This window comes from Sporanaerobium hydrogeniformans (assembly GCF_002735925.1).
GTDB lineage: Bacteria > Bacillota > Clostridia > Lachnospirales > Cellulosilyticaceae > Sporanaerobium > Sporanaerobium hydrogeniformans.
This window is the reverse complement of the sequence record NZ_PEDL01000010.1, coordinates 22803-41656: the sequence shown is the minus strand read 5'-3', so window position 1 is coordinate 41656 and position 18854 is coordinate 22803. Positions and strand designations below refer to the sequence as shown.

Annotated in this window: 13 protein-coding genes; all 13 read right to left on the bottom strand. The window is 35.5% G+C overall.

Features of this window, described 5'->3' with window-relative positions; translation table 11 throughout:
* Positions 1-39: 39 nt before the first annotated feature.
* Positions 40-1452 carry a methyl-accepting chemotaxis protein gene (locus CS063_RS10190; protein WP_099449600.1) on the bottom strand — a complete coding sequence of 471 codons (1413 nt, stop codon included), beginning with the start codon at positions 1450-1452 and terminating at the stop codon, positions 40-42.
* Positions 1453-1682: 230 nt separating this feature from the next.
* The gene (locus CS063_RS10185) at positions 1683-2606 is read right to left on the bottom strand and encodes a nucleoside hydrolase (protein WP_099449599.1); all 924 of its coding nucleotides are present in this window, start codon (positions 2604-2606) and stop codon (positions 1683-1685) included.
* Positions 2607-2669: 63 nt separating this feature from the next.
* Positions 2670-3941 (bottom strand): MGH1-like glycoside hydrolase domain-containing protein, encoded by a 1272-nt coding sequence (locus tag CS063_RS10180; protein ID WP_099449598.1) that lies wholly within the window; start codon positions 3939-3941, stop codon positions 2670-2672.
* Positions 3942-3964: 23 nt separating this feature from the next.
* Positions 3965-7015, bottom strand: a complete 3051-nt coding sequence (locus CS063_RS10175; RefSeq protein ID WP_099449597.1) for a glycosyl hydrolase — start codon at positions 7013-7015, stop codon at positions 3965-3967.
* Between the two features lie 29 nt (positions 7016-7044).
* On the bottom strand, positions 7045-8799 hold the full coding sequence (locus CS063_RS10170) for a beta-L-arabinofuranosidase domain-containing protein (RefSeq protein WP_099449596.1): 1755 nt from the start codon (positions 8797-8799) through the stop codon (positions 7045-7047).
* Between the two features lie 4 nt (positions 8800-8803).
* Entirely contained in the window at positions 8804-10396 is a 1593-nt protein-coding gene (locus CS063_RS10165) for a glycoside hydrolase family 43 protein (RefSeq protein ID WP_099449595.1), read from the bottom strand.
* Positions 10397-10413: 17 nt separating this feature from the next.
* Entirely contained in the window at positions 10414-11295 is an 882-nt protein-coding gene (locus CS063_RS10160; protein ID WP_099449594.1) for a carbohydrate ABC transporter permease, read from the bottom strand.
* A gap of 2 nt (positions 11296-11297) precedes the next feature.
* Entirely contained in the window at positions 11298-12188 is an 891-nt protein-coding gene (locus tag CS063_RS10155; RefSeq protein ID WP_099449593.1) for a carbohydrate ABC transporter permease, read from the bottom strand.
* Between the two features lie 123 nt (positions 12189-12311).
* Entirely contained in the window at positions 12312-13667 is a 1356-nt protein-coding gene (locus CS063_RS10150) for an ABC transporter substrate-binding protein (protein WP_099449592.1), read from the bottom strand.
* Between the two features lie 143 nt (positions 13668-13810).
* Positions 13811-15349, bottom strand: a complete 1539-nt coding sequence (locus CS063_RS10145; protein WP_099449591.1) for a response regulator — start codon at positions 15347-15349, stop codon at positions 13811-13813.
* Positions 15346-17100 carry a cache domain-containing sensor histidine kinase gene (locus CS063_RS10140; protein WP_099449590.1) on the bottom strand — a complete coding sequence of 585 codons (1755 nt, stop codon included), beginning with the start codon at positions 17098-17100 and terminating at the stop codon, positions 15346-15348. The genes CS063_RS10145 and CS063_RS10140 overlap by 4 nt, the downstream gene beginning before the upstream one ends.
* Positions 17101-17382: 282 nt before the next feature.
* On the bottom strand, positions 17383-17784 hold the full coding sequence (gene rbsD, locus CS063_RS10135) for a D-ribose pyranase (RefSeq protein ID WP_099449589.1): 402 nt from the start codon (positions 17782-17784) through the stop codon (positions 17383-17385).
* A 14-nt stretch (positions 17785-17798) separates the two neighbouring features.
* Positions 17799-18845 carry an ABC transporter permease gene (locus tag CS063_RS10130; protein ID WP_308415480.1) on the bottom strand — a complete coding sequence of 349 codons (1047 nt, stop codon included), beginning with the start codon at positions 18843-18845 and terminating at the stop codon, positions 17799-17801.
* Positions 18846-18854: the final 9 nt, after the last annotated feature.

Sequence of the window (18854 nt, the reverse complement as noted above, 5' to 3'; positions counted from 1 at the left end):
CATTATATCCAATATCATTCTTTATGTCAAGCATAAATATTAAATACTGGTAAACATTTGGAAACCTTCTACCATTTTGTCTGCAATACTCTGTGTTTCTTGCACTTCTATTTTAATACGATCCATAGCACCTACTAAATCAGTAGAGTTTTTAGCCACATTCCCTACGGCACTGGTGCTTTCATCAATGGTTACTGCAATGGACTCTATAGATTGGGTAATCCCTTCAAGTGTTTGCTGAATATGAACGGCATCGTTTACAAGTGCCGTCAAAAAATTACTATGCATAGCGGTCTCTTGATTGTAATCCCCTGCAATAGATGCCAACTTTTCATAATCACCTAATACTTGGGAATTAATAAATCCTAATAATTTTTCTGAGTTACCCGCTAAGGCCTCTACTGCCTCCACTACCAACATACTGATTTTTTGAATTTGGTTAGCTGCTGTCTTTGTTGTATCTGCCAATGTTCTAATCTCATCTGCTACTACAGCAAAACCTCTACCCGCCTCGCCTGCTCTAGCTGCTTCAATAGACGCATTTAAGGCTAAAAGATTGGTTTGAGATGAAATAGTAAGAATATTGGTTGTAAGCTCATTGATCGTTTGTACTTGTTTACTCTCTAAAATTGCCTTTTTAAGTATCTCACTTATACTTATAACAATCCCATGAGCTACTTCTTTACTTTCTAGTACCTCTAACTTAACTTTTTCTACCTCTTCTTTCTTCTCTCTTGCTACTTTAGCTCCTTCCTGAGCCCTATCAACTGTTGCTACCATCACATTATAAATCTCTTGAGATGAGCTACTAATTTGCTCAGATGTGGCAGATACTTCTTCCATGCTAGCCGCTAATTGCTCCATTGCAGCTGATGTGTCATGTATCGTTTCATTAACAGCATAGACATTACCAACAACTCTATGTACATTTTCTTCAATATGTGTTGAGGTTTGCTTCATGCCTCCAACAGTTTGCTGAAGAAAATCTATAAATGTATTGATTCCTTTTACTAAGTCAGCTATTTCATCATTGGTTTCACATGCTATGCGCCCTGTTAAATCTCCTTTACCCTTATGTATATCTTGCATTATTTGATCAAGATGTTTACTTGCACGAGTTAAAGGCCTAACAATCGTCTTTAAGCTTATTACAATACAAGTAATAATCGCTAAAATGGCAATTAAATAGATAATTACATTTATAACTATAGATTTTTGGTAGATGCTTGTTTGTTGTGCCACTACCTGCTCCATTTGCTGTAAATCTTTAGCTGCTAACTCTTGATCTATTGTGCTTAGCTCTCGTATTACCTTTTCATACTCCTCAGTTATAGTCTTGACGGCTTTTTGAGTGTTTCGTATATTTTCTCCATTAATAGTCATTCCTATCAACCCGATACTTCCTAAAATGATAATCATAGTAAAAAGTTTAATTTTAATACTTTTCCTCATATAATTCCCCTCTTTATGTTTGCTAAATAATAGTCTTATTTAGATATCATTATACTCCTATTGTCTTTAATTACAACATTTTTTCACTCCCTTTTACCTTCTATTATTCTAAGATATCCTGAGTACTAAATAAATAGTTTTCCTCATACAAAAAGCTGCAGATAATCATTTTATCCGCAGCTTAGAAAGCATTCTTTTGCTCTTTATTTTAAAAATCTCTATTTTCTCTATTAGTTGGCATTATTTCTTCTAGCAAATAATGCAAGCTTACAATAGAAGTCTTCCAAAATCAAACGTGAATCAATCTTTCTATAAACGCGAATGGGTCGATTAAGGCCTGTATGTATATATGTCATATCTTGAGTAATTTGAGGTGCTGGAATGTAATCAAATTCAAAGCGGTGTTCATAAAGGATAAGACCTACTGCTGGTGAATCACCTAACACCCAGCTCTCTCCTGTTCTAAATGGACTCTTTCTAGGAATATCTGCGTGTGAATGTTCTATTAATTGATTAAAAACATATTTCCCAATCCCCCCGCAAGGTTCCACACGGCATTCTAGCTCTGCTAAAGATACAGGCATCATTTCGTAAACATTTTTGGGCACTTGCCATACTGGTATGGCTGAACCAAATACAATGTTTGCGGCATGAATGTCATTTGATAAGTTAAACTCTACCCCACCTACTGGATATTGCCCTCCACCAATCCAAATAGCAGTTAAACGACTAGCAATACGTGGCTCTATAAGGTAGGCACTTGCAAGATCTGTAAGTGGGCCCATAAAGGTTACGAAAAGAGGTCTAGTATCATCTGACATTGCTTCTTTTATGATAAGCCTCGCTCCTTCTGAATCCACTGGTGTCACCCTATCTTTTAAAGGTTTATCTGCTCCTTTAAAAATCATCCCTTCTTTTTCAAGGTTCATGGCATCAAAAATCCTATTTATTTCTTCATAGCTCTTTTCCATACTATCTGAATCTCTCTCTATTCCGTAGTGTGCAGCTATCATACCTACATTATCTAATTTGGGACTTAAAAGAGTCTGCACAATAGCAAATTGATCATCAGCCTCATTGTAAGCATCCGTATTAGTAATAACTCGTACCTGTTTTTCTTTTGGTACTACAAATTTATACTTATCATAAATCATACTTCTAACATCCTTTCTCTAGCCTATAAATGAGCTTTTACTCTACCATTTCCTTATTTCTCTTTAAAAAATAAGTTCATACATAGATGACTTCTGCTCTAATTCATCCATCATATTAATAACGAGCATATTCCAGTTCATAAAACCGGCATTCATAATAGGCTCTCCCGTCATAGGATGATAAAACTCATGTAAGGTTCCAGTTTTTTGTATATCTTGGCTTAGTAGCTGTATAATTCTTTCGCAAAGAGCCTTGGCTTCGGCTGTATAGCCATAGTTCATCAAACCTCTAAAAACTAAATATTGTGTCACCATCCAAATAGGTCCTAACCAGTTAGAAGGATTATTGGTTGCTTCTAAGTTATACATCTTTTCATCCATCGCTAAAGAAGTAATCCCCCATGGACTGCCAAAGGTAGTGGGATCTAGTAGATGATTTTTGATAGCCTCTGCTTGCTTTTTACTCGGAAAGCCTACATAAAGTGGTACTAAGGAAGAACAAGACCTAATCTTTATAGGTAACGTATTCCAAAATACACCTAAACCTTTATGAAACCAATCAAATTCTCGTGTACAAATGTCTACATCCACAGAGTAATAAAAGGCATCTCGCTTATCCCAGCACTCTTTATTGATGTTTTCTATAAGCTCATTTAATTCTCCTTGCAAGCTTTGAACACTTTCCTCCTCCTGCCAGGCTCTAAAAAGTTTAATGGCAGCTTTTAATTCACTGACCATAAAGCTATTAAGATAAATATTGGCTGTAGAAAATTTAGGTCTTCCGAAGCTCGAAGGATCATTATCTATCCCTATCATGATATCATCTGCCCACACATAGAGTCCTACTTTGGGGTTATAATAGTATTTCTTGTAGCAATCAAAATACTTTTTAATCTTTTCTTTATAGGGTAATACCCATGTATAATCTTCAATAAATCCACTAATAAGACCAATCTGTTGGCATAAAAAAGGCTTACACATATTCATTATAACCCCTTCTTTATGCTTTATATTTAAATAAGGTTCTTTAAGCTCTGTCTTTTCAATCATCATAGGAATATAGCCATCTTCTAATTGATTATCAAAAAAGTTATAAATGTTACCCTTTGCATGCAAAATAACTTTTTCTTTTAATTCCACAGCTATTTCCTTTGTCATATTTAGTAGGGCATAGGTTGCCCAAAAAGAATCCCAATCCCACAAGTTCCCATCATAAACAGAGCCAGGATCTATAAAAGGATATTTTAAATAGTCATTGGCTTCTTTCAGTGTCCTTTTTAAATTCTTCAAAATATAATCTTTAATCTGCTGCTTTTCCATTTCCAGATATGCCATTATTCATTTCTCCCCTCTCTTCATTAAATACCAAATTTCACAAAGCAATAATCATCTCGCCAATAAGACCTACTTCTATCTACTTCTTGGATTTCTACACCTTCTGTAGGACGTTCACACCAACTCCATTCCCCACTAAAACTAAGAGGTCCTACATTATAGATTTCTCCGTTTATATGGTGATGAGGACCTAATAGATTTCTATTGCTAGAGTAAAGCTCTATTCCTACCTGATTTATTCCCTTTTTTACATAAGCTGTAATATCTACTTTAAAAGGTGCCCATAACTTTTTATCTACATATTCTCCATTAATAAACAACTTAAATAAAGGTGCTTTAATACGTCCAAAATCTAAATAAATAGCCCCTCCCTCTTCTTTATTTATTTTAAGATTACATTCTAAATGTAGTTTCCCCGAGAAGAAGCATAAACCTTGGCTTGTAAAGTCCCCTCCTTTTAACATTTTAGGCTCTTCTACTATTTTAAAAGGTCCTGCCGTACGCAATCCATCTCTCTCTAATATTTCATAAGCACCTTCACTGATTACTCCAAAATCACCTAATAAATAAATACTTTCTAATTCTACATCATAAGTAAGTTGATTGAATTCTGTTTCATAGACACCTTCATCAAATAGCACATGATATACATGGGGTGATTGATAAAAGAATCTTTTCATATAAATATGGTTTTTTCCCTTTTTTAAAAAGGGACGTATCGTTACTTTTTTAAAAGCCGTATCTTTCCACCAGCCTTCTTCTTTATAAGCTATAACGTGATCATTGATAGTTATTTGAAATGCTTCTGCTTCCTCTGCTATTAGATAAAAACTTTCTATCTTTTCCAAAGAAGCATGGATTTCAAAGCTAAAGTCCATCTCTACCTGACAAGGTCTTTTAAGGGCTAGTAAGTGTTTCATGAGATGAATAACAGGAACTTCTTCTTGCCACTCTCCTTTATCTATTCTGTAACGACATTTATCTAAAGTAAGAGCATTCAAATCCATATTTTTAACAGACCAATCAGTCTGTTGCATATCCATACAATATACAGATTCCGTCTCTTGCTCTAACTGCATGACCTCCTCTACCTCTTTAGCAATTAAAAGATAAGATTGCATAGGAGCAAAGCTTAACTCTACTTCTGTATTTTCTAGAGCATAAGTTATCTTGCAAGGCCTTGTTTCCATCTTTTCTAAATCTAAATAATCCACTTTATAGCACCCTTTTAAAGTAACTTGGGTAGAATAATTTTTTTCTTTACTCAAATTAGCTAGGAAAAGGACTCTGCCCTCTTCTGTATTTCTTTCTGTATAGCGAATAGCACCTATCTCCTGCTGATTGGCCCTTATATAAACAGCCTGAGTATCTGCCCTTTTTATCCTTGCACTCAAGCCTTCCTTATGACTTAATGTCTGTATCACCTTACTCAGTTTTTTTAGACGCCAATCTGGTTCTCCTTCACAAAGCATCGGAAACTCTCCTGCTGAAATAACTACTCCGCCTCTTTCTATAAACTCTTCAATTAGAGTCACTGTGTGATTTTTCAATGTATAGCTACTAGGAATAATCACATTGTGGTAGCAACCATTGCCAACTCTAAAAGTATTCCCTTCTACCTTTGCATACTTTTCTAAGAGTGTTTCATCTCCAAAATGATAGTCTATGTGCTCCTCTATCAAATAATCAGTAAGGGTTATTAAATCTTTATCTAGCTTCTTAACTTCTTCATTGTTGGTACCATCATAGCTAATCCAACCACTTTGCATCGGATGAAGAACGAGCGTATCCACCCTTTTTGTCCCTTCGGTTAATAGAGCACCTAAACGGGCTAAATAATCATTAAAAGTCTTATACTCCTCCCACCATGTTTGTTGAACAAACAACGAAGGGGGGTAATCCCTTTTACGTAGTCCTCTTAGCGTATATCCCTCTAAGTGCTGGCACATGAGGTTCACTCCATTTACAAATTGCCATTCAGCAATCCATTTGAGTTCTTCTAGCGTAACATTCCAACCACAAAGGGCATAGCTTTCCGTTAATACTTTCGTCTTACCTAATTGCTCTGCTACCGATGCTACCTGTTTAGCTATAATAGAGTTTCCAATGGTTCTTCTTAGCCAATCAATGCCCGGTATATGCATGTATTCATAAAAAGGCATACTTCCTGCTGTACCTGTCATTTGACTATAAATACTCTCTTCCATCATCACATGCCCTGTTAACTGACAGTTATGATCTTCACACCAATCGTAAATTTGTTTCATGAAGGCTTTGACAAATAAGTCACTTATCATCCTCCAAAAATCATACCTCACCTTGGCATAGCCCTTGCATCTAATAAATAAAGCAGGTAGCTGTTCTACTAAATTATAGCCATAGCGTCTTTCAAACTCTTCTGGCAAAAGATGTGACCAAGGCACACTGCCTTCCGAAATACGTGGTTCATCTGTAAAAAAACCCTCTAAGCCTTTACCAAAGTTTTCTTTAAATCGTTTATAATACTCCTCATGTGTACACTCTATAAAATAACGTACAACTTCTTTGTTTAAAATATCAATGTAATCCGGACATACGGTATAGCGCATAGCAAATAGTTTAGTATGCGCTTTTTGATAGTTGCCTTTTTTCTGCTCCTCATTTATTTTTTGCAGCTGTCCGTTCTCTTCCATTAAGACATAGAAACCTAAAAAGTATTTATCTTTTTGGTAACTTGCTAAATCCTCTATTTCATCTAGCACTAATCCCTTAGCATGATACAGCTCTCCTTTAGCCGTCACCTTACCGCTGGCAAAACCACTTGGCCAGCCACACTCATCATATACCCAAGGATGTACATCTGCTTTTATCCCTTCTTGAATACCAAGCTCTATTTTTTCAAACCACTCTTCTCCTAGATAATCAGTTTGGATACCTCCCCGGGCATGCATGAAATAACCTCCACAGCCAACCTTTGCCATTTCCTTAATTTGCCATGTCATTACTTCTTTTTCAAGCTTATCATTCCATGACCAAAAAGGAATAGGGCGATACGTCTCTAATTTAGTTTGTATTTTTTCAAATAATTTTTGCATCCTGCTCCTCCTCTATGTAAGCTGTTCTTTTATTCTAAGGATTGAACTCCTTCTTTATAAGTTACTTCACGCATAGGTACTTCCTCATAAATTTTACGTTTACTATAAAGAGGATAATAGGTTCCTTCTGGTGAAACACCTATTACATCATCCCCACGCCATTTAACGACAAATTCATTATCTACTGCTTTTTCAATGGTCGTCCGTTCTTTCATAGGGAATATTAAAGTGATTCTTTCGCCTGCCTCTGCTTGTTTTAAGTTTATAAAGTAAGTTTTTACCCAGCTCAAGGTACGTCCTGTTTCCTCTTTTTGGGTCCCATCTGCTTTTTGCCTTATAACCCTTACTGCTCCATAAGGTACCCATTCTGGTATTCGAACAACAAGTTCCTTCAATCCTTCTTTGATTTCAAGTTCTACTTTTCCTTGGTGTGGTAAGTAGCTATTAATATTCATCTCTTTAGCTGTTCGATTCAACAAAAGATTGACACTAAGGCGCTCTCTTTCCCACGTCAAAATATTATTCCAACCTTGGTATAATCCTCTTACACCAGAAGCCACGCAACAAGTTTGAACATCCATCATATGCCCTCTTCCTGCAAGACCATCATAAACAAAGTCATTAGGAGCTGCATAACCTGCAAAAGTTCCCCTTAACCTTTGTGCCACTTTATAAAAAGTCTTATACTCAGGAATATCTTTATCCTTTTTATCATATTCCTCAATCCAGCTCACATCCATTATCTGTGCTTCTGTTAGGTGATTGCGAATAAATTTTTCAGCTACACCCCAGTATTCGGAGTAACCACTTTTAGCGAGCCAAATACTCGTATTGATAGCATCTACTAAAGTACAAGTTTCATGCTCATAGGCTTGGTCATGCATATCTCCTGGTGTCCAACCAAAGGTAGTACACTTTGTTCTCGCCCAATCAAAAGATTTTTTAACCCAAGCAATCAGACTTGCATCTCGTGTGACATAACCAAAACGTGCAATAGAAGCTAGTGTCCCCATACGCGTATGAAAATGTCCATTTCGGTACTCTAGAGCGCCATTAAAACTTCCATCTTGATGAAAGGCGCCACTTCGATAAATAATATTATGAACAAATTTTTCTGCTAGTTCAAAGGCATCTGGATTACCTGTTACTTCATAGTAACGAATAATGGGCATCACCTGCCTCCCCCACATAGCACAGGGATCTACTGCCAGTCGTGTATGTACTGCATCAAAAGAAGGCCATCCATGAGTAGTGTATTCAGAAGCAGGATAGTACCAAGAATCTCTTTCTTTTCTAGCAATTTCTTTAAGCGCTGCACAGTGGCGGTCAGCATAACCTTTTACACGTTCATCCCCCGTTGCTAAATACCAAGTCGTTAACCCTAATAAAACTGCACGTTGGTCAATCATACTAGCACTTTCCTCAAAAGTACAATGATAATCTTTTAAATCTTGATGCTTAAACGTATCCCTACGGTAACTAAGACCATCTTCTCTAAAGAAGGAGAGGAGATTCTCCCTATAACGCATCTCTACCTGCTTCCCTAAATCACTACCTGTCATTTCTCGTGCTAACACAATGGAATCGACTAAACGGCCATGACTTGAGCCGTAGTCCCAATTGCCGTGCATCATATAAGCAGGCTTTGCCTTAAAATTTGCCATAAAAAAAGGAATATATTCATAATCTTCATCCGCTACATTAATCATAGCATTTAAAGCTACTTCTGCACGCTCCTCTAACATAAGGGTATCTGGTACCCAACGTGATTTCTGCTCACTCATCTTATTACTCCTTCCCAGTATAAGTAAATCTTTTAAAAGTTGCCCAACATTTTTGTTCTTTTAAATCCTGTACACACAGCCCTACAAAAGCCCCTGTAAAGCACATAGGGATGGCATGCTCATCTGACAAGATAGTAGTATCTAGATTATCTGCTACCAACTGATAGCTTTCCTGATCTTTTTCTTTGTAATAAAAATGCGTTTTCTCTTTCTCTACTTTTACTTTTAAAGTGACTTCATCTGCTTGTATAGCTTTTGTCGCAAGAAGTGTATAGGTTCCTTGATTCACACAAATTAAACAAAGCACTCTACTTTTTAAATGTTCATCATGGCTCATATATAAATAATAGAGATTCTCTTCATTATATCGATAGATAAGACCTGCCATCTGCATAAAATGGGAGGGCTCAAACTGCATCACTACTTCAGCCTCAAAAGTTAAATCCTCTTGCCTCCTAGCTAATAAGCTTTGATAATGCCTTGAGTAGATACTTTCTCTCCCTCTTAGTGAGAGGTATCCCTTCTCTCTATCTATGTGTATGTCTTCTTTATTTAAAGGTACCCTAAGACTTTGAAAATCCTCCCAAAAGCTTTCTTCATTAAACAAATAGTGTTTAGTACCCTGCTCTCTAGTAGCAAGTTGTAGTGACTCATTTCTTTTTACCTCAACTTCAACAGTAGTACGAGGGCTATTGCCCCCGCCTTTTAGAAAAGGCCAATCTTCCTTATCCCATTCCAGCTCTTGCAAACAAGTTTCCCTTCCTAATGGGCATTTCCCTTGTATCGGTCTAGCACCTAAATAAGCTATATACCATTTCCCCTCCGGCGTTTCTACTAAACTGGCATGCCCAGCCTTTTGAATAAGAGTTTCTTTACCATAGGCTGTCAATATAGGATTTCTAGGATGCACAGTATAAGGTCCTAGAAGCGTCCTACTTCTTGCAACGGTTACAGCATGCTCATAGGATGTTCCTCCCTCTGCTGTTACCAGATAATAATATCCGTTTCTTTTATATAAGTGAGGCGCTTCCGTTAACCCTAGTGAAGTTCCTGCAAAAATTTTATAGCTTTCTCCTACTAACTTTTTTTGTTCTGCATCATACTCTTGAAGTAAAATACCTGTAAATTTCTTTATACCTTGCTTCCTATAATCCCACTCCATATTTACTAACCATTTACGCCCATCCTCATCATGAAAAAGCGAAGGATCAAATCCACTACTATTTAAGTAGCTCGGTTTACTCCACTCCCCTCCTACTTGTGTGGCTGTTGTTACATAGTTATAAACATCTTTAAAAGGCTCTACAGCATAGGCTTTAACATCACTAAAAATAAGATAAAATAAACCGTTATCGTAACTTAGACAAGGGGCCCATACTCCAGCTGATGGCAGATTGCCTATCATATTCAAGTGTTCTATTGTACAAAGAGGTCTTGCTACTAATTCCCAACTGACCAAATCTTTAGAATGATGAATTTGCACACCTGGAAACCACTCAAAGGTAGAGGTTGCAATATAATAATCTTCTCCTACTCGCAAAATACTCGGATCAGGATTAAATCCTCTTAATATAGGATTTTGTATACCTACCTTCATCTTCTTACCTCCATTTCCTAGCCCTTAACAGCTCCTGATGTCATCCCTTCTATAACCATTTTATTGAGACAACCATATAAAAGGAGGGTAGGCATCACACTAATTCCGATAGAAGCAAAAATAGCCCCCCAATTCCTATTGCCATACATATCTGAAAAATATAAAAGCCCTGTTTGGATCGTTTTAAGTTCCGTTTTGCTTACAAAAGTCATGGAAAACATTAAGTCATTCCACTTAAAGAAAAACTGAATAACTAGGACTGTTACAATACCTGTCTTAAGAAGAGGAAGGATAATTTCCAGAAAAACCTGATAAATATTAGCTCCATCTATAACAGCTGCCTCAATTAAATCATCTGGAATATATTTAAGATACGTACTCAGTAAATAAATAGAGAGAGACAACCCAAAGGCAACATATGAAATAATAAGGGCTGTACGTGTATTTAATAACCCTACATTTTTATAAACCGTAAATAAAGGAATAAGTACAATAACTGTAGGAATCATAATGCCACTTAAGAAAATTTTTAACACTAAATCCCTCCCTTTCCACTTCATTTTTGTCAAAGCAAAAGAAGCCATTGTACTAAATGCTAGGATAAATATTAAAGAAACTAAAGTATTAATAGCACTATTCGTAAAGAATATATTCATCTTTCCTGCTTTCCAAGCTGTCACATAATTCTCCAAATGAATAGCTGTTGGAAGGCTATAAGAAGGTGTCATATTAAACTCCTGAGTCGATTTAAAAGAGGAAAGTATAATCCAAATAATAGGATAGATTTCAATAAGGAGTATAAGTGCAATTCCTAATTTACCTATAAACGGCAAGGTTTTAGACTGTATCTTTCTTTTATGCGCTATTTTTATTTTCTGTTGTCTCACTATCTCTTCCATTTCTATACATCCCCTTTCAGCTTCTTAGAAATAAGTCCAACTAAACATGTAGCTACTAAACACTCTATTAATATAAATACAGCAACCGTACTGCCATAACCATATTCACTATAGGTAAAGGATGTATTGTACATAAACATAGAAAGTGAACGTGTTGCTACACCTGGACCTCCCTTTGTTAAAGCCGTTGCACTTTCGAACATCTTGAGTGTCCCCGATAAACTAAAAATAAAGCAAGTGGTCAAAATAGGTTTTAACAAAGGAATAAGTATGCGCCTAAACAGCTGAAAACTATTAGCCCCATCTATTTGAGCTGCTTCAATGACTTCTCCCGGTATATCTACTAATGCACCATAGATAATAACAGCATAAAAACCAATTGCAGTCCAGATATCCATGATACAAAGTACACCAAAAGCTGTTCCTCCTTGACCTAACCAAGGCTGTATAAGTTCAGTTAAACCCATAACTTCTAATAAAGCATTTATAAGTCCATAGCTTGGTGTAATCTCAAACATCTTTGAAAAGAGCTGAGCTACAGCTACACTAGGAAGTACAACAGGAAAAAATACAATCGTACGTACAAATACTTTATATTTTTTTATAGCAAATTGAAAAATCATTGCCATCAGTAGCCCAAATAATATTTGTCCCGATGTTACAATACCAACATAGCGCATATTCATCCAAAAGGCTTGCCAAAAGGTTTTATCTTGCATCATTTTTGTATAATTAGATAAACCCACAAAATCAAACTTAACCCCTGGCATCCCTGAATAAAGAGAATACACAATAGACCATATAATAGGTATAAAGACAACACCTATAAAAAGTAGTAAAGGTGGTACTATAAATAGCGCAATTGCCTTTTTATCCCCTAATACTTTCTCCATCTTATTCACCCCTCTTCATATTATTTAACGTTTATATTCTAATTTTTGATACAAAAAGAGGAGCAAGCCTCTTTTCATTGTTGCTTTGCTCCTCTGGCTTTTAATCACTAGTAGTTGTTCTTCTTATTTTCCATCAAGTGAGTCTTGAATAGCTGTCATATATTCTTCTGGTGTTATTTCACCATTAAATAGTGTTTGAACATAATCTTGTGCAATTTTACTTGTCTTCGCATCAAAACGTCCTTCAAACCACAAAGAAGAACCTTTTGCTGCCTTCAAGTTATCCGCTACAATATTGGTATAATACGTTAAGCTAGAAGGCATATTGTTGATTTTAAAGCCTTTAAATGCGCCATAATCAGTAATCGCTTTGTCACCCATTCTAGTAAATACATATTTTACCCAATCGGCTGTTGCTGCATCATATTTTTTAGAAGAGAATGTTAGGATATTTCCACAGTTCATAGAGTATTCATCTAATTTGCCTGGACCACCTGCTACTGTTGGTATATTAAAGTATCCAATTCCTTCTGGACCTGCTGCATTATCTGCACTGTTCAAGTTTTCTGTTACCCAGCTACCATTGTAGTGCATAGCTGCTTGCCCATTAAGTACCATAGAAACTGCTGTACCTTGATCAACTGTTGTTACACCTTGCCCAAAATAACCTTTTTTCACCATGTTTTGAATAACTTCAGCAGCTTTTACAAATTCAGGATCTGTCATCTTCCTTTTACCTTGTTTTACTTCTAACATAGCATCTACCCCTATGCTTCTCATAATATAAGCATTGAGAAGACGAGTGAGTGGCCATTTATCCTTTCCTCCTCCAGCAATAGGCTGAATACCAGCTGCCATCAATTTATCACATGCAGCTTCTAATTCATCCCATGTCTTGGGCGCTTCGGCAATACCTGCCTTTTCAAATAAGGCTTTGTTATACCACATACCTTCAATGTTGAGCCCAAGTGGCAAATCATAAAGGCCCCTGCCATCTACTAAAGTTTTTAAAAGACTCTTTGCCCCTTCATCTACGCAATCAGCAATACCAAGATCTTGAAGTGCTGCCTCCATATCTACTACTGCGCCTGCATCAATAAGCTCAGCAAGTGGTTCCCCAGACTCATAAGCAAATACATCAGGTAAATCATCACTGGCAAGAAGCACCTTAATCTTTGAAACCAGGTCATCGGGCGCTATGTACTCAAACTCCATATCAAAATTAGGATTTTCTTTCTTATATTCTTCCGTTAGTTCCAAAATAAGTTTGGAGTTATCTTTATCTTCTGGCCAAATAGATAGGAATTTAATTGTCTTTTTTTCACCTGCTGGTTTTTCTGCCTCTTTAGCTGTCTCTTTAGGTGCTTCTGCAGCTTTTTGCGTTGGTTCACTTGCTGTACCTTTTCCACTTCCACACCCTCCTAATAAAGATGTGCAGAGTGCTAAACTTAATGCCCCCATCAATAATTTAGATTTCATTTTTTCAACCCTCTCTTAATGATTTGATAATTATATATTATCACTATTTTTTGTATATTATTAGCGTCATATTTTTTATAAAATGTCATGTTTTTTTATATAATCAAAAATATTTATATGCATTTTATCCAATTATCAATAGCTTATCTCTTGTTTTCTCTATACTGACTAGGTGTAATTCCTTCATATTTCTTGAAGGTATCACAAAAATATCTGTAGTTGAAATACCCTACCTTTTCACCCACTTCTGCTACCTTATAACCTTGATCCAATAATTTTTTAGCATACGTTAAGCGCATTTCAGTAATATACCTCACATAGGAGATGCCCATCTTTTCTTTGAAAAGCTGACTTAAATAAGCTGGATTAATTCCTACCTTTTCTGCTACCTCATTTAGACAAATTTCTGTGTTGTAATATTGATCTATATAATCCTTAGCCCTGTCTAACACATGATGAACTTGCCTTGTACTTAGTTTCTCAAATTCTTCTAAAATCGTTTCAAAACTTATTCTCATCCATTCCTTCATCTGCTTATAGCTACTACCTATAGCAAATGCTTCATGAGGTAACATATTCCCATTTATTAAAATTTTAAAGTTCTTATTACGTTCCTCTACCATTTCACTTCCTAAATAAATAAGTCTTAAACACTCCTGTTTAAAAATCCTTATATCTGTATTACTTGTTTTAAGCTGCTCTAAATACTTTTCTATATTTTTTAATACTTCTTCCTTTTTCCCACGTCTAATAGCTTGGATAAAGTAGGTTTCATCAAATTTTTCGAGCTCAACGCCTCTCATATCCCTTATAATATCTTCATAAAAAACCACTTCTTTTACTTCTTTAAAAGAGCTATAGTTTAAAGCACTTTTACTTGTCCTATAGGAATTTCCTAAGTTTTCTAATTCTACCTTCATTTCACCTACTCCCATATAAAGCTCACCATACATCCCTTTTAACTGCTTATAAAGCATTTCAAAAGCATAGTGCCACTTAGCCTTAGGAATATCTTCCACTCCTATGAGTATCCCAATAAAACTAGGTTTGGATTGGATAATAAGGGGTTGTAGTACATTATCCTTCAGTTTATTTTTTATCACATTTTCTAACTCTTCATTTTTTACAGTAAAATCACCTTTTATCTTTCCTTTAAAAACAGCAAATACCTCTTCTGCTTGAAAAGGAATCCACTCCTTGATGTGAATATCTACCATGTCACTATATAGATATTCAAGTAAATTCTTTCGAAGCGTTACTTTTTCTAATGACCGGCTTTTTTGCTTATCTATTCTTTGCTCATTTTTTTGATTGTATAAGATTTTTATACGTTCTAATAAATGATTCATATTAGGTATTGTAATAGGTTTTTCTAGGTAGTCTACTACACCTAATGTTAAAGCTTTTTTCGCATATTCAAAATCCGAATGTCCACTAATGATTACAAAAAGTATATCTTCAAATTCTCTCTTCAAGGTATCAATAAGGCTTAACCCATCTAATCCTGGCATCCGTATATCTGTTATGACTAGATCTGGCTTTAACTTTCTTACCTTTTTTAATCCGTCCTCTCCATCTACTGCACACCCCACAAGCTCAAACCCTAACTCTTCCCATTTAATTAATTTCTTTACTCCTTCTAGCACAATCATTTCATCATCTATTAATACAAGCCTAATCATCCTTCCCCCCCTCTCAACTTTTCTAGTAGGATTCGCACACAGGTTCCCTTATTCCATTCACTTGTCACCTCTATATTGCCATTTTGACCATAGTAGAGTGCAATACGCTCCTTTACATTTTTAAAACCATACCCTTCTTCTAGTTGCTCTATATCTTTTATCCCTACCCCGTTATCACTAATACTAAAAATGAGCTTTTCACCTTCTCTATACCCCCTAATAACTACCTGTCCCCCTCCTATTTTAGGTTCTATCCCATGCTGAATAGCATTTTCTACTATAGGTTGGAGTAATAACTTAATGATCTTACAAGATAATATACTCTCCTCTATATCTATAACAATATCTAAACGCTTTCCATAACGCATTTTTTGTATCTTTGTATAATAGGTAATATGTTCTATTTCTTTTTTCACTTCTGTGATAAGCTCTCCTTTATTAAGAGTGAGCTTAAAGATATTGGAAAGAAGAATTGTTAAATCCGCAATTTCTCTTTGTTCATTTATTTCCGCTTTCCAATATAATAAATCCAATGTATTGTACAAAAAATGAGGATTAATTTGTTCTTGAAGAGCCATAAGCTCAGCTTCTTTTTGTTTAATCGTTGTATGCATTAAGTCATCCTTTAGCCGAATATTATTATTAACTACCTCTAAAAATTGATGACCTATCTCACCTATCTCTGAATCATCAAAATCCTCTTCAACAGAATAATTCCCCTTCCTACATTGAGCAATCACACGTTCTAGCTTTTCTAAAGGTCTACTAATAGCTCTACTAATAAGGATAAAGGCCATTGTAATTAATATAAATTCAACGATAGCAAGTCCAATAGATTTTAATGTAATCGCATTACTTTGACTTTCTAACCATTGACGTTCTACTATGTTATAAAGCTCCCAACCTGTTGTCGCATTGCGCGCACTACTTATAACATAAGTTGGATTTTTATAAGTTTTATGTTCTTTATAAGCTTTAATAGCTTCTATTTTTTTATCAATGGTAGCTACTTGCCCTTCTGCGTTCTCAATTAAAAAAGCATTACTTGATAAATCGTAGATACAATGAGCACTAGGTTCCTCCCTACTTGTACCTGCAAAAACACCATTTAATATTTCCTTGCGTAAATTAATAACTAATACCCCCCTGATACTATAAGGTGCTTCCAAGTCTTTTACTAATTTTACACAGCTTACATATTTATTAATATTGTTAGCGTCACCAATGATATTCGCAATAATATTTTGGCAAATAAAAATTTCTTTACCATTTGCATCTATAGCTCTCTTATACCACTCTAGATTCTTCATATCTTTTATATTGATATTTTGGAGCTTACCACTAATATCTGTCGCCTTATGCCTATAAACTAATTGATTATGCTTCGTAAAAAAATACACAGAATCAATATAATTATTTTGTGCCATAATACTCACCCATTCTTTTTCTATATAGGCCATATCTTTGGCACTTAGCTTTTGAATTCCTCGTTCTCTTAAAATATTTTGTAACTGTGCATTTCCGATAATAGTTCTACCACTATTAATAATGGGCTCAAGCAAAAGATCTAAGTTTTGGCTAGACACATTTAAACTTACATTATAGGTACTAATATAATTTTCCTCTATAATTCGCCTAGAAGTTGTAACAGATATATTTGTTTGAATAACAATGGGAACTAAAGTTAGTATTAACATCGCAAGCAAAAATTTATCTCTAAGCTTTTTTATAGGAATTTTGATATATTTCAAACCGATTCTCCTTTATTCTTGCTATTTTTAACACACTTTTATTATGTATTTCCCCTAATAATTATCGAGATTTATCTATGCCAATACACCCCTCAGCCAAATTGTATTAGTTCCATAAGACCTATTTTTACATTGAACTGTAGTTACAACAGATATTTTGTAAATAATTAAAAAAGTGGAGTATCACAAACTAGTTATCTAGTCCTGTGACACTCCCCCGTTGCTAAACTATTTGCCCTAAAATCAATTGCCACGCAAGATAAAATATATAAAACAATTTACTTAAGCTTCAAAGGCAACCCCTGCTCGCAAAATCACATTTGCATAAGGCGTAAACTCACCTGTCCGAATAGCAAACTTCACTTCTTTACTCAGCCTTTTAAGCTCTATATGTGGTATCCTTTCTCCTTTTATGCCCTCTAGAACATCATAAATATACTTTTCAATTAGAGGATTCTTATCTTGGATTTCTTCTGCTAAATAATAATATTCAAGCTCTGCTTCTTCTAATACAGCATCTAATACCTGCTTAAAACTAGGTACGCCTCCACATAAAGCTAAGTCTACAATAGGAACTCCCTGTGGGATAGGCATCCCCGCATCTCCAATCATAAATAAATCTTTATGTCCCAAAGCCGCAATACAGCTAGCTAGTTGTGTATGTAATATGCCTCTCTTTTTCATCTCATCACCTCTTGTTATTTGTTTTCATTTCGTGCTTGTAGCGCCATTTTAGCTTGAAGGTTTCGCTGAAATTGATCAATGATTACTGCAAGGATAATAACTACCCCTTTAATGACCATTTGCCAGAATTCAGATACGCCGCACATAACCATTCCATCATTAATGACACCTATAACAAATGCTCCTACAATTGTTCCTCCAATGGTACCAATCCCACCTGCCATAGAGGTCCCTCCCAATACAGCGGCTGCAATCGCATTCATTTCCCACGATTCCCCTGTTTTTGGGGTAGCAGCTGCCAGCTGTGAAGAGGCAATAATTCCAACCACAGCAGCACAAATACCAGATATAATATAAACTAAAATCTTTACCTTATTAACTTTTACACCTGATAACCTAGCTGCTTTTTCATTTCCTCCAATGGAAAAGACATGCCATCCAAAAGAGGTTTTCTTTAAAATAACAGAAAAGACTATTGCCATGATAACAAGAATAACTAGGCCTACAGGGATACCTACTAGGTTAGAGCCAAAGAATTTCCAGCCTTCATTCCCTAATCCTTCATAACCTTTTAAATCCGAATAGGTTGCGCCGTTTGAGTGAATATTTCCAAGGCCTCTAGCCATATACATCATACCTAGAGTAGCAATAAATGGTGCCACATTAAATCTTGTAATTACAAAGCCATTAATGGCTCCAATCAGTGCTCCTAGTAAAATCGTAATACATACAATAGCAGGTATACTAAAATACAAGGTAACTCCTAACATTTTTAACTGTAACCCATTCTGAATCAATCCTCCCGCTACCATTCCTGCTAGCCCTACAATAGCTCCCACCGAAAGGTCAATTCCCCCTGTAATAATGACATAGGTCATACCGATTGCCAAAATCCCATAGAGTGCAACATGTTTACCAATAAGTAGGGCAGTATTCATACTAAAAAAATTATCTGCAGTTAAACTAAAAAACACTAATAGAATAATGAGTACAATAAATGTCCTTCCTTTTAAAAGAGTCATTCCTAATTTATTGTAAGTACCCTTTTTATTTGTATTCATTTTTTAAAT